The following is a 21,013-nucleotide window of genomic DNA, read 5'->3' as shown; positions in this document are numbered from 1 at the left end:
CTTTGGGGTAAGGGTGAGTTGTATTAAAATGTTATCGGTGATACCTTCTTTATAAACGGCTAAACCCGCCCCGACAAGTCTTCTACGGATTTTCTGTAACCAAGGCGATCACTCTGGTGGGTACCCTACACCATTTTAGCTTGAGTGCCACGCTCCTTAAACTAAATGGCACTGAAAAGCGTGCATTTTAGGATTGCCAAAACCCTTGATATACCGTAGGATGGGCATCGATAACCAGCTTCAGGTACAGTCTCTAAGCAAGATCCCCGACTTCTTGAAGAAGTCGGGGATCTGTCTGTGTACCTCACTGACTTGAAAAGCTGTAAGTTATAGCAACTGCTATAGCGGTTAGGACACATCATTTATGTGGAGACGCGCCATGGCGCGTCTCTACAATGGTGCCGAACGTCCTAATCGATGTGTCTATTGCTATTAGAAATGGCGCTGACTCGCATAGCCTGAAAATAAATGAATTAACTCTTTGAACCCGTTTCAACGGGTTTTAGCTTTTAGCCCCAACTTTAGTTGAGGGCTTAAGTCAACCTAAGTCACCATCCACGCAAAGCGCAGGCAAAAACCTTCCATGATTCCACCGCCAAGGGTTGTCTGGTTAAGGCTAAGAGGGCGTGCTTTCTTGCTGTTGCTACATTACCTGATCCTAATGCCCACCACGTCCATTGACGGTGTAAATCGCTGATTGACTTGGGCGGTTCACTGCTACTATCCGATAGGATAGGCGGTTCCAGTCCTCTACGTTGATGCGCTTCTATTGTGGCTAAATTGGCGTACCGCTTTTGTTCAGAACGCTGAGTATGTCCCATACTTTTCGCATTCAAGCGGAATTTCATCAGTGTGTCTGACAGATTGGCGAGTTTGCCAACTTCTGCGAGTCTTAAGAACAGATCTCGATCCTGAGCGTAGGTAAACTGTTCCCGATAACCACCAATACGTTGCAGGACACGACGACGTATCATAACGGCTGGATGACCAATAATTCCAGCTTGACCCGCCATGTATGCTGCATCAATTTCTTCATGAGTGGTTAGTCTTGAGCAGGTAAAAATGGGCATCCCTTCTGGATCAATGACTAACATGCGGCAACCAACGGCTACATGGTCAGGATTTTCGTCTAGAAACGCCACTTGTTTGGCAAATCTATCGGGTAAGGCAATATCGTCAGCATCCATGCGAGCAATATATTCTCCTTGAGCATAACGGAGTCCTTCATTGAGGGAAATAGTCAGCCCCTTATGCTCCCGGCTAATCAGTTTAATCCGCTCATCCCGGTTTTGCCACCCTTGCACTATGGACTCCGAGTTATCAGTCGAGCCATCATTGATGATGATAAATTCCCAATCCGTAAACGTTTGACTGAGAATACTTGCTATCGACTCGTTTAAGTAACGACTGCCGTTGTAGACCGACATGATAACACTGATTTGGGGCAGCATAAGAATGGGGTTAATGAGATTTGGCTAGAATTACCATTTTTCCGCAATTTTATACTGAGTTTGGGTTAGCCACGTATTTTATATACTGCACACGATCACAATCTGAGTAAGCTGTCATGCATTTAAATTGGGTATTAGTAGCGAGCAAGATGCTCGCACTACAAGGCTTTCGCCATTATTGACATTAAGGTTTAAATGCCGAACAGCTTATTTGTCATAGTCCTGAGCGAAGCATCTGGTGAGATTCTTCACTCCGCTTCAGTTCCTTCGCTTCGCTCAGGACTCAGAATGACAGATTATGACTGTGCAGAGTATAATCCAGTCCGCGTAGGCGGACTTTGTTTGTGTAGCAGCGATTTTAATCGCCGTGGTAAAAAGGAGATTCCTAACTACTGGACACAACTGAATCAAGGAAAGAGAATAAAAGACTTTGATTAAGCCGTGCCTCTTCTTTGAGTTTATACCAATTCTGATCGCGAATTGATACTTGACGACGACTGCTTTGAATGGCACGGTCTATTTTCTCCATAACTGTATCTTCAGTTACAGTATTAAGCCTGGTGCATTGTGAGGGGCGACCGATCTGTCTGTAGAAACGAGGTGTTTTCTGATGATTGGCAAAGGACTCACAGTAGACGCCTAAACCGTAAGCGACGATGCCCACATGAAGCTTGGGGGTTAAAACGGCTGATAATTGGGAAATTAATGCCGTCGTTTCCCATAGTCCATAGAATGGAAATTCTAAACATTGCTTACCCGTAGAACTCTGAATGATTTGGGCTAAATTGTTACAGGATTTACCCGATGTATGAATATCCCCATCATCTGAAAAAAGGATGGGGATAACATCTGAAGCTGAAGTCAAAGACGCTAGTAAACTTTTTCTCAATAATTCGGCTTGAGGATTTTTTCTCAAATAAAGGGAAAGTTGATGAATTCCCAACAATATCATTCCTTTATAGGGAGCTAAGCGTTGAGTTACAACCTCAAGTGCTGCGGTGGGTATATCTGTTTCATTCAACGCCAGAGCCGCATCTGGAGCGACATTTATCTGAGAACGGATACCTAATTCTTCTTGTAAAAATTGCTTGGATTCTATATTGCGAACCGATAAAACTCTGGCATTCTTGACAATGCGTCTGACTTCCTGTATGACAAAGATATTGGAAAGGGGACCGGCTTCTACTCCCAGGATTGCATAAGGAATCTTCCGCCACAGACAAATTTCAGCAGGTAATACATGCAGGCGAAAGAAGCGTTTATTCCATTTTCCACCAAAGGTCTTATTGCGGTTACTTTCAGGTTCACCGAAATATCCTCCGCCAGAATAAATTAGGGCTTGCCAATGTTGGCTTTGTTCTAGACCAATAATTGCCTTAGGGAAATGAGTTCTAAAGCTATCTCGATCTGCCTGGGGGACTAAAGGATAGACAATGGTCTGATTAACTTTGCTTTTAATCCAATTTTCAAAAATTTTGATCAACAATAAGTCGCCAAAGTTATTATTGTAGTAAGCACCATGAAGAGAAATCATGACATTTCTGTGGCTGTTATTTCAAAAGTACGGGAAAGCCAGCATGATTACGGGCTTTTTACTAATTGACTAACTATTGGACAGCTTACCGTCATATCTGTTGGTCTATTTAGACCAATGGGATAAATCTCGATTGAGAAATTCAGATAGTCTTTGATTCGGTTCCTGGAATCTCTCTAACAACATCTGACGGGTTTCTGGAAGCATTGGCTGAGGGTAGTATTGTTTCTTAACCTCTTCTCCGTAAGCGGTCTTCCTTAACATCTGGTAGATCTGATCCTTCCACGACTGTGGCAGCAACATCCTCACTGAATTGGCTCCGGGTATTTTTCGCAAAGGAGCAGATAGGTTGGAACGATACTTATTTTCCAAATGTTTACTCGCTTGATTTGCAGCCACCTCATTTTCTGACATTACATCAATTCCATCATCAATACCGATAAAATTAAAAACTTTTTTCAAGGTATCTTTAGGCTGCTGAACCAAGTCATCCATTAACAGAAAAAGGAATGCTTCCTTAGGGAAAAACTTGAGATATTGTTCGATTTGCAACATATAATTGCTGCCATCTAGAGAAACCGTTGTTTTCTGAATATGATCTTCAAACGTTTCTTGAAAATTTAATTTGCGATTAGTGCGATTAAGATGTACATAGTAAGAATATGCCCGATCTACTGGATGGCGCATAATGTAAATCATTTTTACATCAGGGAGGTGTTTAGCGATACGAGCTGCCGATTCTGGAAACTGCGGATACTTGGTATAGTCTGTTGTTGCCTCACCACAGATTTGGTCAGGTCTAGCCCGACTAAACAGTGAAGCGTACCAGTCAATTCCTTTGGCATAAATATTGTCTCGACTAAAAAAATTAAGCTCTTTTTTTCCTTTTTTGCCAAAAATATCAGCATCTTTAATTGGATTATAAAATTGCGGATGCTTACATAAATACTTGAATAATGTTGTTGTTCCGCACTTGGCTGCACCTATAATTAAAAAGTCGGGTAAGCGCATATTTTTATGTCCGATAATGTTGAGTTTTGCGTTATCTTATGTAGAACAGCTCCCAGGTGCGTGAGGTACACCAAAATGTAGGGGCGCAAGGCTTACGTCCTCCACATCAATATTAGTACCCCATCCTGATGAGAAATGTTAGATTATGTGTAATAACTAACTTTAGCAAGTAACAATTCACTTAACTAAGAACAGAATTATGTACAATTAGGCGAAACTTTACTTCTTGAACATAATTTGTCATACCACCACTTATTTATGTTTCCAAAACCACTTCCTGATAACTCCCCGACTTAACCACCCTTCCCTTGTCCAACATATAAACCCGATCGCAGTTCTCCACTGTAGACAGACGATGAGCAATCACAATCAGGGTTTTCGTCCCCGCCAGCGCATTAATCGCCTCAGTCACGCGACTCTCTGTTTCATTATCCAATGCCGCCGTCGCTTCGTCCAGTACCAAAATCTCCCGTTCATGATAAATCGCCCTAGCAATCCCAATCCGTTGGCGTTGTCCCCCCGATAAACGCACTCCTCGTTCACCAACCCCTGTCTTTATCCCATCCGGTAATTGCTCAACCAATTCCTCAAGCTGCGCTGCTGCGATCGCCTTGTACAATCGTTCCTGATCAATCTGATCATCAGGAACACCAAAAGCAATATTCCGTTCGATTGTATCATCAGTCAGAAAAATAGACTGGGGAATATACCCGACCAGATTTTGCCAAGAGCGCAGATTATCATAGATCGATACACCATCGACTTTAATATCTCCACTCTCTAGCTCCAAGAGTCCTAATATCACATCCACTAACGTCGTCTTTCCCGCTCCTGATTTACCAATTAAGGCAATCGATTCCCCTTTCTTAATCTTAAAAGAAATCTGGTCAAGCGAGAGGTCTGAAGCCCCCGGATAACGATAGGTTACATCTATCAGTTCAATTTGATTCGCGAAACTCAAAAGCTTCCCGTCTTGATTTCCTCGTTTAACTGACTCTTTCGCGGTTGAATCGTTTAAACTCTCTAAACGATTTTGGACTTCTCGCTTCTCGATTTCCTTAAGATCCAAGTAGAGCATATCCAGCGCATAGCTGGAAGTTCGCAGTTTCGCCATTGACTGAATGAACTGACTCGATGCCGGAATTAAGCGTACTGAAGCGACGGCAAATACCCCCATTACGGCGGTTAAATCTTCCCCACTCTCATTAAATAAAATTTGAAACAGAGAGACAAAAAGAACGACAAATACAATTAAACTGGTTTTAATAAAAATGTTAGGCAATAGATTAGACGCTTGGGACAAAGTAGCTGCCCTACAATATTTCTGAACTTGCGCGTCCATTTTATTCTCGAAATACGATTCACAGCCAATCACCCGGGTTTCTTTTAATCCGCCAATACCGTGATTGATCGTGCGAATCATTTCCTTCTGAGTTTTGGATTGAATTTTTCCCCACCGCTTAAATTTATATCCAAATTTATTGAAGACTAAAAATGTCGGGACTAAAATGACCAAAATCATCACCAGGAGTAAAGCATTACTATAAGCCATTAACCCCATTAAAGCCCCGATTACAATACCATTTGTTGTAAACAAAAGCAAGGCTAATAAACAGCCTGTAGTAAACGTGTTTGTTTCACTCAGTATATTCTTGATAATGTTAGCTGTATTTTGTTTTAAGTAAAATGTATAGGGTGCTGCTAAATAGGCTTTAAGTAATCGGGCGATCAGCAGACTTTTTTGCTGATAGGTGTATCGATAAACATAGGTTTGAGCTGAAAAATATAACAGGGCTTGCAGACAAAAAGTTATAACAATGACAAATCCGACAATGGGAATAAATTGCTGAGGTGATTCAAATCCTGACTTTCGATAAGCCCAGTCAAGTACAGTAATAGTTTGAATCGATTCTGGGTTGGAGGCTAGGCTGATGAAGGGTCCGACTAAGCCAATACCAAAGGCTTCAAGAATTGAGGTAAAGATAAATACCAATAAGAGGAAGATCAGACTTTTCCGGCTGCCCGTGAGAACGTATAAAACTTTGGAAAGATATTCAATCATTTGGATCAATAGTTTTGAGTCTTAGAGTCTATTCACCTGAACCGCTAGCTTTTTCTCATGACAACTGCCTTCCAGCAAAACCCTAGGGAATGGCACAATCTGAGCCAAAATGCTTACGCCAAATCTTCTTTTAGCTATATATAGTTCAATTTTACACGGCAAACCACTAAACTGAAACCCTTTCGCCAAATTTGGCATTTAGTTTCAGTGTGTCGAGTTCCCTCGCCCTCTGGCTTCTCCCTTTTGAAGGGAAGAGGGGGATCTACAAGGGGGGCTAGGGGGGAATGAGGCGGATAGGAGGACTACAGGGTGGTCGTACAGTCTAAGCAAGATCCCCGACTTCGTAGGAGTTGTCGGGGATCTGTCTGTGTACCTCACTTACTTGAAAAGCGCTGTATTTTTTCCCAGAGAATCCAGTTCCTCTAAAGCCCCTTTTATGTGTGTTACATCTTTGACAAATCGGCAAAAGGGAACCTCATAAGTCCAGGTTTCATAGAACCCTTCATTTTTATAGTAAGAGTTGGGCAAGAAGATATGAGGGATTCCCAAAAGAATACAAAGAATATGACCGTGCAGACGATTAGTAATGACCAGACGATACTGCTTAAGCTGATACATGCCACTATACATAAAACTCAAAGACAACCGATGCTTAGCGGGATCGTAGAGGTGATCAAACTTAGTGTTATAGTCATGGGACAATTGCCATTGCTGTCGATGCCACCACTCTCTAGGCGTCAATACTCCCCGTTGCCATACTTCTCGATGAAATTGTGATAAACCTGCGACTACCCTTGATTCAGGTTGACCTAAAACCCAGTTGAATTTTTTCTTCAGTCGTGCTTTTATTTCGACCTCATGAGACCATTGACGGTGATAGGCTACCCAGTCTTCGATGACCAAATTAGGAATGGTTAAAGCCTTTGGAGAAATCAGTTGATTCGATTCCTTATCTGTTCTCGACAAAAATAAAATAGAATTACTCGCACCCGATTGACTTGAAAGACCGGGCATCCCCACCATCTGAAAAGCTGTGTCAGGGGCTTTAAATATTTGGCAATTCCAGAAATGTTTTGTCGCTAGTTCATAACTGTAATTGTCACGAGTGAATAAAGTTAAGTTGGGATGGGAATTAAAAACTTTGGCAGATTGCTCTAATTTAGCTTGGCTTCTAAAATAAATACTTTGAGGTAAAATAATGATTCTGCGGTCTTGATATCGTGAAATAATATATTCACGAAACCGTTGAGCACTAGCCCAAATATCCCCCAAGTTCCCGCCACCATGAAGCAGAATAGGAGATTTTTCCACCTGTTTCCCCATGATATCGTCGGAAAAATCTCCGGCACTGGCAATATAGTTAATATTTGTTTTTAATACATCCGTCAAATAAAATATATTGCCTAACCAAATCAAATGATCCCCAATGTTCTTGTGATTAGGATAGTCGAGTAATGCACAATCTTGAATAGCGCCTATATGACCTAAAGATTCGTGGAGATATTTTTTGATCTTGTCCGGAATAGTCGTAGTCATCATTTTATATTTATGCCACTACGGCATACTCAAGGTGCTAATTGAGTTCACCCTATACGATGGCGTCAAACCAATTCAATTTGCGAATCATCGCCAATCATAAACCGCAACGCCTTGGGACGCCGTGGCGCTACACTTAACTTTGCCCGTTGTCCAATCACACTATCTACTATTCGCTGCTGCACGCCAATCACCTTCGCCCCCTGTAAAATCACACTATGCTCTAAGTCGGTATCAACCAGAGTAACCTGGTCAGCTACACTACTATAAGGACCAATAAAACAATTTTCCAGATGACAATCACTGCCAATCGTCACGGGTCCACGAATCGTACAGTTGACCACCTGGGAACCCTGACCAATCTTGACCCGCCCAATCACTTGGCTAGTTTCATCGACCTCACCCTGGACAGCGGTTTCTAACAGGGTATCCAAAATCACCCGATTGGCTTCCAACAGGTCATCTTTTTTCCCTGTATCCAGCCACCAGCCCTGTAACTGAAAGGACTCCACCTTTTTCGGCTGGTCAATCAGATATTGAATCGCATCGGTAATTTCCAGTTCCCCTCTAGCCGAGGGTTGGATATTCGCGATCGCGTGGTGAACTGTGTTAGAAAATAGATAAATCCCCACCAGTGCCAGATTCGAGGGTGGCACCTTGGGCTTTTCCACCAACTGCAAGACTCGCCCTTCCTCATCCACCTTAGCCACGCCAAAGGCGGTTGGGTTAGGGACGGTACACAGAAGGGTTAAGGCATCTAGATTCCTTTCTTGAAAGCGTTGGATAAATAAGCTCAAGTCACTTTGCACCAGGTTATCACCCAGATACATTAAAAAAGGTGAATCCCCCAGAAACGGCTGAGCAATTTTGACCGCATGGGCTAATCCGGCTGGTTGATCTTGCCGGATATAAGTAATCTTAGCCCCAAAGCGATCGCCCGTGCCAGTTTTGGTTTTAACTTCTTCTCCGGTTTCTGGACTGATAATAATTCCGATATCAGTAATTCCAGCGGCGACGATAGCTTCAATCCCATACCATAAAATTGGTTTATTGGCAACGGGTACGAGTTGCTTTGCCCCGGTATACGTTAGGGGGCGTAGTCGCGTTCCTTTTCCGCCGGAAAGAATCAGTGCTTTCATTGGATTTGCTGAGATTGGCTGGAGTGGCTGGTGTTGATGGAGAGGCACTAAAGTACCCACTACGAGCGCGGCACACCATCTAAGATTATATCCTCAGTGTCTAAGATAAACTATTCGCCCCATACTGCCTATGGACTTTACATAAACTTAAAGGGGAAGGTCAGACCAGAGGTCTTTCAGAGGTGAATCCCTTATCACCACGGCAATATCTGCTTGTTGTTCCGCCGTTAGCTGGGTTTTCCACTTAGACATACTGGTATGGGGATCGCGATAGATACTGAAGTACGTTTTAGATTGAGTCGCATATTGACGTTCGCCGGACGTTGATTCATGGATAAAATCGCGAGTGGTTTGACCCACGTCCCAACCCACGAAGTCAAAAATTTCAGTAATTTTGCCATGGGGATCATGACATAAATCTTCATAGACCACCACTAATCCCTGGTCATAAGAACGAGTATACTCAACTAAAGGTTCGACTTGGAGACGCCAGATCACAGCTTCTAGTTGAACAGGGGACATTTCCTCCAAGCGATCGCGAAACTCAGCTAGGAAATTGCCCCCAACTGCGTCCATTGACCGACGTATACGCTCGACTTGCTCTAAAGCAGATAGTTTGTTGATAAAATTGAGGTCTCGCCCCTTGATGATCGAAGCAATTCGACCGTAGGGGTTGCGAATCATGGCAATCAGCTTAGGTTGCAGGACTTCACCCAAGCGAGGTAAGAGGGAGTTAGGGAAATTTACATCTTTAATCAGAATTGGATGCTGTGGCGTGAGTTTAGTTTGTCCATACCACTCGTATAAAGATTTCCAACCCTTGATTCGGTTACCTAAACGATAAAGTAAGTACAGTAGGTGGGGATTTTGCCAACGGAAACTCTTGGTTGGAAATGGGGGTAAATCGACCTCATGGTAACACTGACAACAGAGCCATTCAAAGCGGCGGCACAATTGCCCCCCATCCCCCGATCGCAACTCCTTTTTCCAATCTTTGTAAAGGCGCGATCGCATAAAGGGTTCGTATTTATAACTACAGTGTTCGTAGGTATTCATTATCTGACCCAGCCATGTCGTCCCTGAGCGACCTGGACCTGTAATTAAAATATAGTTAAATGGAGAACCCGTCTGAGTCACTAGATTGTTTTGAGTTTTGAGTGTGTGTAGGGATTCTTTCCACTACTATGAGGATGCTTCGCTTTTGTTGCACGGAAGAAGGGGAACCGGATTGTCTTGCTCCCCTCTCCCCGGCGTGGGAGAGGGGCTGGGGGTGAGGGGTTGAGTTTAAGTTGACACGGATGGTCGCTGAACTAGCGTTAAGAGAACAGCCTATTACTTTTATCGACTCGCCCTCCGGATAGATATAGATCATTTATTTTCGGAAAGTTGTTTAAGCATCTGCCGCAACCCTGTACGCCAATGGGGAGGATGATATCCTAAAATGGCTGATATCTTCTGAGTAGAGAGAACGGAATAAGCTGGACGTGGTGCTGGTGTCGGATATTCAGCCGTGGTAATTGGCACAACCTGCTTAACCTGTAACGGGAAACCCATCTGCTGGGCTTCCTCAAATATAGCCACAGCAAAATCATACCAACTGATCGCACCGCTATTGGTAAAGTGGTAAATGCCAGAGTCTATAGGATGTTGAACGAATTGCGCGATCGCACTTGCCAAGTCCCATGTCCAAGTCGGCGTTCCCACTTGATCCACAACTACTCGCAGTTCCTCACGTTCCGCCCCCAGTCTCAGCATGGTTTTGACAAAATTGCCTTTCCCTTGCGCCCCATAAACCCAAGCGGTTCTGAGAATCAGGGCGCGATCGCAGTTTTTTAGCACCCCCTCTTCTCCCCATAACTTTGATTGACCATAGGCATTAATCGGATCAGGTGTATCGTCTTCAGTATAGGGTGTATTTTTGCGCCCATCAAAGATATAATCAGTGGAAACGTGAATTAAGGTTGCCCCTAACTCTTGGGCGGCTTCTGCCATAATCGTGGGCGCTGTACCATTGATCGCATTTGCCAGTTCAGTTTCAGTTTCGGCTTTATCTACGGCGGTATAAGCGGCGGCGTTAACAATCAGATTGGGTTGAACTTCACCAATAACCTGGCGAATTTTATCGGGTTGAGTTAAATCCAACTTGTGGCGGTCAACCCCCATCACCTCTCCTAGGGGAACCAGGGTGTGTTGTAGTTCACTCCCCAGTTGTCCAGCTATACCTGTGAGTAATATTCGCGTCATGGATAAACTTCCGCTGTTTTCAAGGGTTGCCCAGCTTGGTCTTTTGCCGATAAGATAGGATCTGTGGTCAAATTCCAATCAATTCCCAAGTCTGGGTCATTCCAGAGTAATGTTCTTTCGTGTTGGGGAGCGTAATAGTCAGTCGTCTTATACAGTACCTCAGCTACCTCAGAAACAACTAAGAAACCATGGGCAAAACCCGCTGGAATCCAAATCTGTCGCTTATTTTCCGCACTCAGCAGAAAGCTAACCCATTGTCCAAACGTGGGAGAACTTTGGCGAATGTCTACCGCCACATCCAATACTGTACCGACGATAGCTCGAACTAACTTCCCTTGGGGTTGCTGGATTTGATAGTGTAGCCCCCGGAGAACGTTTTGGACTGAACGGGAATGATTATCTTGGACAAAGGCTGCGCCTATATTGGCTTTCTCCGTAAACGCTTTCTGGTTGTAGCTTTCCAAGAAAAAACCACGGTCATCCTCAAAGACGCGAGGTTCAATAATTAAGACGTCTGGAATTTTACTAGGGATAATGTTCATTTATACCTATTGTAGACAAGTTAACCAATCAATTAAATTTCAGCTTAATCCAACTTCAGGAGGATGAAAGTCTGTCATTATCTAGTTTATCCTTCTTTAATCCCTCTGGCATCCCCAGGGTACAAGTAACAGACAATCCTTTTTCTCTAAAACTTTATTTTAAGATTTGTTGAAAATCATAAATAATATACAAGGTATAGATTACAATTACTTAGAAGCCAAGAACGGGTAGACGTTTGCTCTCATTCTCGTTCAGTAAAAATCGGAAAAAGCGATGAAAGAATCATTGTGGGTCTATCTGAAAGAAGCTGTTCCGCGTGAATACAGAACTAAATACAGAAGGCAATACAAGCAATTCAGAAAGTTGACAGCAGAACCTTTCATTACACTGAGACGATTTTCGCTGAACTTTCGAGAACTTCCTCCCATAGTCGAGCCAATTTTTATCGTCGGAACTGCCAAAGGAGGAACTACCCTGTTGGGGGAATGTATGGGACAACATCCCAATATCTGTCATCCCAGTTATGCTAATTTTGAGCTATCACCGGAGTGGTGTCAGTTAGCTAATATTGATCTGGCTGCACCCTCAACTAAAAAAGAACATTGTCCTCCCCTTTTTGCAGAGGATGTGACTGAAGAGATTTGTCAAAGCGTCAGAGAGGGCTTTGCCCGAATTATGATAGAGGAAGGCGGGAGCAAAAATACGCGCTTTTTAAACAAAAGTCCCCATTTATGGAATAAACTGCCGTTTGTGAATGGCATTTTTCCAGATGCCCATCTCGTTGTTTCTAGCCGCGATATTGTCAGTAGTGTCGCTAGCCTCAAGGAAACGTGGGCTAAATTGGAAAAAGTTATCGGTGGTTTGAAGCACTATCTTCCTGAAGATCCCCAACACTGTTGGAGTTGTATTCGACCTAACTCTTCTACCCCAATTGAGCCAGAGCGGACTTTTCCGGGTGGAGATGTTTCTGTATTAGCGGATTATTGGTTGCGAGTCTACCAAACCATTGATGAACAAGCTTCTGAGTTCAATGCCGTTTTTCCGGTACGAAATCGGGAGTTTGCCCAGAATCCTGACGTAGTTTTCTCTCAACTCCACCAGGCGCTGCATTTACCGGATGTAGAGTATTCCTTGCCCATAAGACTTAGACAATCCCGACATCAGCGCTGGCGGGACATTTTAACTGAACAGGAGCAAAAGTCGCTCAAGGCTTTTATAGAAGCCCATTACAACCAGATAACCTCTTTAAAATATGCAGATACTACAATAGCGCTATAGCGGCGTAAACAGAGATACGGTAAATCACAAATTAGCACTCATAACCGAAATCAGCTAAGTTTATTCCGATCAAACTACTTGTTCGTTGATTACTTTGACGAAAAGAATCTCCAACACGCTGATCGATGAATTGCTTCCACTGATTTTCTATCCGCTCATGAATGCTAGCTGGCATCAGCTTATCGGCTGCTGCTGATAATTTACCCGTAATGTGCATCCCCATTCTATTATACAGCGGAAACAAGAAATTTAATTGCCGTTTCACCACTAACTTGCCCCCTCGATAAGCCGGATTTTTAATAACTTGTTTTCCAGGTAAATTTCCTATTGATCCGCTAAATTTTAAGATATTTTGAGCGAAACTTTGTGAATCTTTCTTTAATAATTCAAAAGGCATAACCAAAACATTTTCTTGACCGAAAACGTTTTGATAATGTTCAATCAATGAATCGTATTTTACAAAGTCTAATTTAAAAATTGGATGTGAATCATTTGCTTGTTTTTTATCCGTTGGGATAGTACCGAAAAATTCCTCTATGGTTGGAGTCATACCAAACTTAATACACTGTCCATACGCCGAAAGCAAAATTGATTTCTGTTCCCGTATTATTACCAGAATTCGCGCTTCAGGAAAGGTCTTATGAATTCTATCTGCAACCTCTTTTTTCCAGCTTTTACGCATTAAATCACCGCTTAAATGCTCGTGAGATAATACGGGGATCAGATTTTGCTGAGTAGCTTCCTGCAAACCTGATTTAAATGTTCTGCGTAATGTATCAGCATCAAAAGACGAATCGATCGGTTTCACAAATTGCTTCTTAGCTATCTTAGATTTAGCACCCCAATAAGCCAAAAAACCTGTTTGTTTATCAGCAAACATAACCTGCTGTAGCCAGGATGAGGCACATTTGGGATAACCAATATGGATCAAAATTCGTGTATTAGACATATTTGATTGCTTTTTCTACTAGCTCTCTCAGTTTATTAATATTAACATATTGACCAGCATTATCCTCTTGACACACAAATACACCGTACTTCAAATTCCTGATGGCAGAGAGTTTCCGATATACGGGATTCCCACGACTTTTCCTAAACAACTCAATAAAGACGGATTCAGACGGTGTAAATACTAGATTAGCAAAAGCCGCACCGTGACTGCCTATAATCATCTCAGCTTCTTGAAAAATTTTCACTTGCTCCTCTAAGGAATAATTGCCAGGACAAATTGTTTCAAAACCAAACTCAGAAAGAAGTTCTTCAACCTCTACCTCATTGGAGACATATCGCTCTGCCGAATCCCGACGAGACACATAGATGCGTCGCTTTCCTTTAGTAATCGTTTCTGTTAAAACATGGCTTCTTAGCCATTCAATGGCTAGAGGCGAAGGGCTACAGGGAGGAGAAAACAACGTAGGTATATGTAGTTTCTCAAACTGATATACGCCATCCTCTAAAAATTGTACCTTATCTAAGTATCCTGTAATTTTTAGACTATCATAAACATACTTAGCCAGTTTATTTTTTGGCATAATTAAGGGTAAATCCCTTAAGCGCTCGTTTTCTTCAACCATTCGGAGTCTTGGCAATATCTCCACAAGCCAGTGATAATAGTTGTTTAGAGACGGCATCGCCAACAGAACACCTTCTGGCATCTTGGTCTTCTTAGCAAAAGGAATGGTTTCTAAAGCGATCAGATATCGGGGTTCACTGACAAATTTTGAAGACCCTCTTAAAGCTTCTACAAAAACTTTTCCTTTCCATCGATGTACAGGATAGGGAAAGGATACATAAATATCAGACGCTGATAGGATTCCGGCAGGATAAGAAGTTTTAGAGGAGGGAGACTCTTTTAAGAATTCTCCTTGGGCATCTTTGTTGTAAAAAAGCGGTTTTTTAAATTCCGGATGTTGAAAATTATAAACTATGTTTGTCTGAAAGTCTTCAGAATTAGGAATTGACCAAGCACTACAGACTCTCGTGAATGGACTTTTTTCAAAAATTTTAGAGTCTTTAATAAATTTGGAAATAGATTTGTAACTTTTTCTGGAGATAAATTTATCCTTAGCCAATAGAGCAAGTTTATTCATATTGAATTTGCCTTGGGGTAAGAATTCAGGCGTAACGGTTAGATAGGCGACTCTCTAAGGTATAGTGTGAGAAGATGACTCTACTATACTATCAAATCAATGAGCTGCATTGGGGTAGTCACCATTGGCAGAAATGAAGGGGAACGACTAATTCGCTGTCTCAAGTCCGCGATCGCACTCTTTCCCCAAGATACACCCATTATATACGTAGACTCCGGTTCCACGGATGGCAGCGCGGAAGCGGCGGAATCCCTGGGTGTCCAGGTGATCAACCTGGATATGTCTCGTCCTTTTACTATGGCGCGGGGACGTAACACCGGATTCAGATACCTAATCGAACACTTCCCCGATATCAAATACGTCCAGTTTATTGACGGCGATTGCGAACTCATCCCAGGCTGGATTGAACAAGCCATCGAAACCCTGGATAATGATGATAAATTAGCGATCGCCTGTGGACGACGGCGGGAACGCTTCCCGGATGCCTCCATCTATAACCGCCTCGCTGACATGGAATGGAACACCCCTGTAGGTGAAGCTAAAGCCTGTGGTGGGGATGCCTTAATCCGCGTTGATGCCATTCGAGAAGTAAATGGCTACAACGAAACCCTCATCGGTGGGGAAGAACCGGAAATGTGTATCCGCCTGCGTCAACGGGGCTGGAAAATTACCCGCATTGATGCCGATATGACCTATCATGATGCGGCAATGCTCAAGTTTAGTCAATGGTGGAAGCGCTCTATCCGGGGCGGCTGGGCAATGGCAGAAGGTGCGGCGATGCACGGCAAACCCCCAGAACGGTATATGATTCGAGAAAGTCTCAGTGGTTGGATATGGGGACTATTTCTCCCCTTAGTTGCTCTGGGACTTGCCTGGTTCACATCCGGGCTAAGTCTCCTGCTATTTCTCGGTTATCCCGTCTTAATGTGGCGAATCTATCAATATCGCCGAAACTATGGTGATCCACCCGCCCATGCTCGATTGTACGCCCTGTTCTGTGTCCTCTACAAGTTCCCCCAGATAATTGGACAGATAAACTATTGGTTAACCCGCTGGCGAGGTAAACCAGCAACGCTGATTGAGTATAAAACGCCAATCATTGAAGGAATCGAACCTTAATTGGGTAAGGAGTCGGGGAGAATGGCAAATGCAGGAGAAACACCATCTAAGGATTTCCAATTTTATTCTCATCCCCAACACCAGCAGGATCAGTGGGTCATCGGTGAGGTATTTCCGGGGAAACGCGACGGATTTTTCATCGATGCAGGTGCTGGACCCGATGGGATAAAGTATTCCAATAGCTACGCCTTAGAGACACAGCTGGGCTGGAAAGGTATCTGCATCGAACCCAACCCTAACCGATATAAAAAAGTCCAGCAAAACCGCTGCTGCTATGTTGCGCCAGTTGCTCTCTGGGATGAGCCAACTGAACTACAATTTAACTTGAATCTGGATATACCTGGCACTAGCGGTGTGGTTGAGGAAATGAATCAGTCCCATCGCCGCCTTTATTACGGGGATCAGGTGCGATGTCAAGAGATTACTGTCAAAGCCATCCCACTCTCAGACTTACTCCAAAAATATAACGCGCCCCAGTTCATTGACTACCTGAGTATGGATATTGAGGGGGCGGAATATCGGGCGTTACGGAATTTCCCTTTTGATAAATACAAGTTCGGGTGTATGACCATTGAGAAGGGTTCAAAGCATTTGCAGAAACTGCGTCAGCTTCTGCTATCCCAGGGGTACAAGCTGGTTAAGGTAACAGGAGCAGATGATTACTGGGTTCATTCCAGCTTAGACTATCACTTACCATTGAGGACAAGACTTGGGGTGACTATGCGACAGTGGGTACAACGGATACGCGCTCTGAGAACGTGGCGGTGACCGTTGTCCACCTGTACAATAAGGTGTTGACTGGCGGGTTGTTTCTGCCACCCTGGACTCCAGATTCAACAAAACCTCGCTAACCAAAGGAGTAGAGTGTTAATGGCGACAGCGCTGAAAGCGGCAGTAATTGGCACAGGGGGAATCTCGAAGGAACATTTAAATTTTCTCCAGAAATCAGAACGGGCGCATCTAGTGGGCGTCTGTGACCTTTCCCCTGCAGCTGCTAACTATGCCTGTCAACGGTTTGGTGCTGACTCGGCTTATTTAGATTATCGCCAGATGCTGGAGAACGCCAAGCCGGATGTGGTTCATATTCTTACCCCGCCTCAAACCCATAAATCTATTGCTACCGATTGCTTGGAAGCAGGTGTCCATGTCATCTGTGAAAAGCCAATTACGCCAACGTATGCGGAATTCAAAGAACTGTGGTCAATTTCCCAAACCTGTGAACGCCACCTAATTGAAGACCAAAACTATCGCTTCAATGAACCCATCCTCGCCATTGAACAACTGGTTGCAGCGGGAACCCTGGGTGAGGTACAAGAAGTAGAAGTCCGTATGTCCCTGGATATCCGCAGCGATAGTCCCTACGGCGACGCCAATCTCCCCCATCCCGTTCACAAACTTCCCGCTGGCGTAATTCATGATTTCATCACCCACCTCTCCTACCTCGCCCTGCGTTTCCTACCCGATTGTGACCGAATTAGCGCCGCTTGGAGTAATCATGGCGGTGATAGCTTGTTTAAATACGACGATTTTGACGCCACTATCATTGGCGGTTCGGTGCATGGGCGGCTGCGATTTAGTTGCTACACCCAACCCGACTGTTTCATGGTTACAGTACGTGGCTCGAAAGGTTATGCTGAAACTGATCTGTTTCAACCGTACCTGCGCTGTGTCGTACCTCGCTCCGGTGGAAAACAACTCACCCCCCTGATTAACCAGTTTGTCAATGGATGGGAACTCATGAGCGCTAGTTTGATCAATTTTCGCCGCAAGATTCTCCAGAAAACGCCCTACGAAGGGTTACAGCGGCTACTTGACCAAACCTATCAGGCGTTAATTGAGGGGAAGCCTTTACCCATCAGTTTCGAGGACATGGAACGGACAAGCCGTCTAGTTGAAGCCTTGCTTGCGGAGGAAAATCGCCGATGAAGTTATTGATCACAGGTGCATCCGGTTTTCTGGGAAAATATATTGTGGCTGCAGCCCTGCGCCAAGGGCATCAAGTGCGGGCAGTCGTCCGCCCTGCTAGTGACGAAACCCGTCTACCGTGGCACAATCATCCAGAGGTAGAGTTAGCCCGCATCGATTTGCGTCAACGGCGGGGAATTGCCGATGCACTCCAAGATGTGGACGCGGTGATTCATCTGGCGGCTGTCAAGGAAGGGGATTTCTACACCCAGTTTGCGGGTACCGTTATCGCCACGGAAAACCTGCTGGAGGCGATGACACAGACAAATGTGCGGCGACTGATTGGGATTAGTACGTTCTCAGTGTATGACTACCTGCATCGGCGTTCCGGAAGCCTACTGGATGAGGATTCCCCGATTGAACCCAATCCGTTACAACGGGATGAATATGCCCAAACTAAGCTAATTCAGGAACAACTGTTCCGCGATTTTGCACAGCAGCAGGATGGACAAGTCACCATTATCCGTCCCGGTATGGTGTATGGACGAGATTGTCTCTGGAATGCTAGTCTGGGCGGTCAAATGGGTGAGAATTTATGGCTGCGGATTGGGGCGTATGCGAAAATGCCCTTGACGTATGTGGAAAACTGTGCTGATGCTATTGTGGCAGCGACTGAATACGAGGAGGCGATCGGTCAAACCATCAATATTGTGGACGACAATCTCCCTAGACAGCGTACCTACGCCCATGAACTAATCAAGCGCATGGATTCACCCCCACGCACGATTCCGGTGAACTGGACAGTGATGCGGCTGATTGCTAATCTAGCGTGGTTTGTCAACCAGTTCTTTTTCCAAGGTCAAGCCAGACTCCCTGGTATTCTAGTACCCGCCAAATTACACGCTCGGTTTAAGCCATTACGATATAGTAACAAACGGGCGAAGGAAATCTTGCACTGGACACCCAAATACTCCCTAGAAACCGCGATTGAGCGTAGTTGCAGTGATGTGGAGTTACTAGATGTACCCCATCAAACTCCAGCATCACCCACGCCCGTAGTTCGTAGTTCGTAGTTCGTAGTAAGGGCTTTAGCCCTTCTTCCACACAGGTAATCAATCCCAAGTTACCCTGTGGTGGGCAAGAGCAACGAATGATAATATTAGGGTTTAACAGGTTATAAGTCTTGCCCACCCTACATGAATATCTGGCTTTCGATTTACCCCCACACCCCCAGCCCCTCTCCCAAGCTTGGGAGAGGGGAGCAAGAGGGGAGCAAAAGAATCCGGTTCTCCTTCTCCCATGCAACAAAAGCGAAGCATCCTCTGTCATCCCCCGTGCCACAAAAACGAAGTATCCTCTGTCATCCCCCCTCTTGTAGGGGGGAACGAGGGGGGTAGGGGGGAACCAGGGGGGTGGGAGTTGGGGTTAGGGGATGAGGGGGAAATGTCGAGAAGTAGATAGACACAACTTAAAACCTTGCCAGCACTGGTTTTCTACCTTAAGTTAACACCAATGGCACGTCAGTGCGCCCCTACAGGTGTCTGTTTGAGAGCATAAGCTAGCCAAACCCCTCCTTCATACATACATGAATCCATGCGAATTGCCTATTTAACCGGGATTTATCCTAGGGCGACGGATACATTTATCCAACGAGAAATCGCTGGCTTGCGAGAGAAAGGTGTAGACGTATCCACCTTCTCGATTCGTCGTCCCGGCGATGAACAGATAGTCGGTACAGAACAAAAGACTGAGCGTGACCAAACCTTCTACATCTTACCCCCAAACCCGATCGCGCTCCTAGTCGCCCATATCCTACTTCTGTTCAGTTCACCACTACGTTATCTCAAGGCATTAAAACTGGCATGGTTAACCAACCAACCGGGTTTACGCGGCACACTCTACCAATTATTCTACTTTGCCGAAGCTGGTCTGCTGGCGCAACAGATTGGGACCCAACAAATTCAACACTTGCACAACCACCTAGGGGATTCAAGCTGTACCGTCGCCATGCTAGCGGCTGAACTCGGGGGCTTTACGTTCAGCTTCACGATGCATGGTCCCTACATCTTTTTTGAACCCTACCGTTGGCGGATTGATGAGAAAATTAAGCGATCGCTCTTTGTGATCTGTATCAGTCATTTCTGTCGCAGTCAAGGGATGCTGTTTGCCCCTACCGACACCTGGAATCGCCTGCACATTGTCCACTGTGGGGTTGATCCCGCTTTATTTAACCTAGTTTCCCATAACCAACCCGGTAAACAACTGTTGTATGTGGGGCGACTCGCCGCCGCTAAGGGATTACCGGTCTTACTCGAAAGTCTGGCGATGTTAAAATCTTCCCACCCTGAGATTATCTTAACCGTTGTCGGTGATGGTGAAGACCGGGCGGAATTGGAACAGATGACAGCACGGCTAGAATTGAATGATAATGTAAAATTTGTGGGCTATAAGTCTCAAGCTGAAGTCAGGGAATATATGCAGGAAACAGACGTATTCGTCCTTCCCAGCTTCGCCGAAGGTGTCCCCGTTTCCCTGATGGAAGCTATGGCGGCGGGTGTTCCTGTCGTCACCACCCAAATTGCGGGGGTGAGTGAGTTGGTGGAGAATGGAGTGAGTGGTTATATTGTACCCGCAGGAGATTCTACCACCTTAGCTGACCGAATTAAAACACTATTAACTGAGCCTCAGCTACGCAGCCAATTCGGCACCGCAGGTAGAGAAAAGATCGAAAAAGAATTTAACCTAAATCATGAAGTCGCCCGTTTCTATCGGGTGATGGCTGCTGCGCTCGATGGTAAGATAGAGTCTATTCGTCCAGAGGGTTTTTGAAGGTTGAGCTGGTGGGTGATAGATTATTGATGGGAAGGGCGGGTTTTGTGGTTCGTTTATTGATGGGGAGGGCGGGTTTTGTTGTTCGTTTATTGATGGGGAGGGCGGGTTTTGTTGTTCCGTGAGTGGTGAATATCTGAATTTAGTTCCTAAACCCGCCCCTACAATTGTCCCTAAACCCGCCCCTACAATTGTCCCTAAACCCGCCCCTACAATTGTCCCTAAACCCGCCCCTACCAATGATTGATGACAAATAAAATCACATCAGCTTC

At 44.7% G+C, this 21,013-nt stretch carries 17 protein-coding genes; 6 read left to right on the top strand and 11 right to left on the bottom strand.

What is annotated here, in order from left to right; translation table 11 throughout:
• Nucleotides 1-548: 548 nt before the first annotated feature.
• From RIB93_RS28575 to rfbC, 9 genes are all read right to left on the bottom strand, one after another.
• Nucleotides 549-1,451 carry a glycosyltransferase family 2 protein gene (locus tag RIB93_RS28575; RefSeq protein WP_446378049.1) on the bottom strand — a complete coding sequence of 301 codons (903 nt, stop codon included), beginning with the start codon at nucleotides 1,449-1,451 and terminating at the stop codon, nucleotides 549-551.
• 385 nt (nucleotides 1,452-1,836) lie between these two features.
• Complete coding sequence (locus tag RIB93_RS28570) at nucleotides 1,837-2,985, bottom strand: polysaccharide pyruvyl transferase family protein (RefSeq protein WP_446378047.1); 1,149 nt, start codon at nucleotides 2,983-2,985, stop codon at nucleotides 1,837-1,839.
• A 105-nt stretch (nucleotides 2,986-3,090) separates the two neighbouring features.
• A complete protein-coding gene (locus RIB93_RS28565) occupies nucleotides 3,091-3,996 on the bottom strand; it encodes a sulfotransferase domain-containing protein (protein WP_446378045.1) in 906 nt (301 codons plus the stop codon).
• A gap of 256 nt (nucleotides 3,997-4,252) precedes the next feature.
• Complete coding sequence (locus RIB93_RS28560) at nucleotides 4,253-6,058, bottom strand: ABC transporter ATP-binding protein (RefSeq protein ID WP_446378043.1); 1,806 nt, start codon at nucleotides 6,056-6,058, stop codon at nucleotides 4,253-4,255.
• Nucleotides 6,059-6,436: 378 nt separating this feature from the next.
• Nucleotides 6,437-7,597 carry a polysaccharide pyruvyl transferase family protein gene (locus RIB93_RS28555; RefSeq protein ID WP_446378041.1) on the bottom strand — a complete coding sequence of 387 codons (1,161 nt, stop codon included), beginning with the start codon at nucleotides 7,595-7,597 and terminating at the stop codon, nucleotides 6,437-6,439.
• Between the two features lie 62 nt (nucleotides 7,598-7,659).
• A complete protein-coding gene (locus RIB93_RS28550; RefSeq protein ID WP_446378039.1) occupies nucleotides 7,660-8,733 on the bottom strand; it encodes a glucose-1-phosphate thymidylyltransferase in 1,074 nt (357 codons plus the stop codon).
• 147 nt (nucleotides 8,734-8,880) lie between these two features.
• Nucleotides 8,881-9,870 (bottom strand): sulfotransferase domain-containing protein, encoded by a 990-nt coding sequence (locus tag RIB93_RS28545; RefSeq protein WP_446378037.1) that lies wholly within the window; start codon nucleotides 9,868-9,870, stop codon nucleotides 8,881-8,883.
• Nucleotides 9,871-10,101: 231 nt separating this feature from the next.
• Nucleotides 10,102-10,977 carry a dTDP-4-dehydrorhamnose reductase gene (gene rfbD, locus RIB93_RS28540; protein ID WP_446378035.1) on the bottom strand — a complete coding sequence of 292 codons (876 nt, stop codon included), beginning with the start codon at nucleotides 10,975-10,977 and terminating at the stop codon, nucleotides 10,102-10,104.
• Entirely contained in the window at nucleotides 10,974-11,519 is a 546-nt protein-coding gene (rfbC, locus tag RIB93_RS28535) for a dTDP-4-dehydrorhamnose 3,5-epimerase (RefSeq protein WP_446378033.1), read from the bottom strand. Before rfbC ends, rfbD begins: the two co-directional genes overlap by 4 nt.
• A 274-nt stretch (nucleotides 11,520-11,793) precedes the next feature.
• Between rfbC and RIB93_RS28530 the strand changes: the two genes are divergently transcribed.
• Nucleotides 11,794-12,798, top strand: coding sequence for a sulfotransferase (locus RIB93_RS28530; protein ID WP_446378031.1), 1,005 nt, complete (start codon nucleotides 11,794-11,796; stop codon nucleotides 12,796-12,798).
• Nucleotides 12,799-12,829: 31 nt separating this feature from the next.
• On the opposite strand, the gene RIB93_RS28525 is transcribed toward RIB93_RS28530, so the two are convergent.
• On the bottom strand, nucleotides 12,830-13,747 hold the full coding sequence (locus RIB93_RS28525; RefSeq protein ID WP_446378029.1) for a sulfotransferase domain-containing protein: 918 nt from the start codon (nucleotides 13,745-13,747) through the stop codon (nucleotides 12,830-12,832).
• On the bottom strand, nucleotides 13,740-14,888 hold the full coding sequence (locus RIB93_RS28520) for a glycosyltransferase family 61 protein (RefSeq protein WP_446378028.1): 1,149 nt from the start codon (nucleotides 14,886-14,888) through the stop codon (nucleotides 13,740-13,742). Before RIB93_RS28520 ends, RIB93_RS28525 begins: the two co-directional genes overlap by 8 nt.
• Before the next feature lie 99 nt (nucleotides 14,889-14,987).
• Here RIB93_RS28520 and RIB93_RS28515 point away from each other — a divergent pair, with 99 nt between their 5' ends.
• The 5 genes from RIB93_RS28515 (at nucleotide 14,988) to RIB93_RS28495 (ending at nucleotide 20,741) form a co-directional block, all read left to right on the top strand.
• Entirely contained in the window at nucleotides 14,988-16,007 is a 1,020-nt protein-coding gene (locus RIB93_RS28515) for a glycosyltransferase family 2 protein (protein WP_446378026.1), read from the top strand.
• A 21-nt stretch (nucleotides 16,008-16,028) separates the two neighbouring features.
• Nucleotides 16,029-16,775 carry an FkbM family methyltransferase gene (locus RIB93_RS28510; protein ID WP_446378024.1) on the top strand — a complete coding sequence of 249 codons (747 nt, stop codon included), beginning with the start codon at nucleotides 16,029-16,031 and terminating at the stop codon, nucleotides 16,773-16,775.
• A gap of 102 nt (nucleotides 16,776-16,877) precedes the next feature.
• Entirely contained in the window at nucleotides 16,878-17,933 is a 1,056-nt protein-coding gene (locus tag RIB93_RS28505) for a Gfo/Idh/MocA family protein (protein WP_446378022.1), read from the top strand.
• A complete protein-coding gene (locus RIB93_RS28500; RefSeq protein WP_446378020.1) occupies nucleotides 17,930-18,985 on the top strand; it encodes an NAD-dependent epimerase/dehydratase family protein in 1,056 nt (351 codons plus the stop codon). Before RIB93_RS28505 ends, RIB93_RS28500 begins: the two co-directional genes overlap by 4 nt.
• Before the next feature lie 520 nt (nucleotides 18,986-19,505).
• On the top strand, nucleotides 19,506-20,741 hold the full coding sequence (locus RIB93_RS28495; protein ID WP_446378018.1) for a glycosyltransferase family 4 protein: 1,236 nt from the start codon (nucleotides 19,506-19,508) through the stop codon (nucleotides 20,739-20,741).
• Nucleotides 20,742-21,013: the final 272 nt, after the last annotated feature.

The sequence above is a fragment of the Coleofasciculus sp. D1-CHI-01 genome, from assembly GCF_040218875.1.
GTDB lineage: Bacteria > Cyanobacteriota > Cyanobacteriia > Cyanobacteriales > Coleofasciculaceae > Coleofasciculus.
This window is presented reverse-complemented; position numbering and strand designations above follow the sequence as displayed.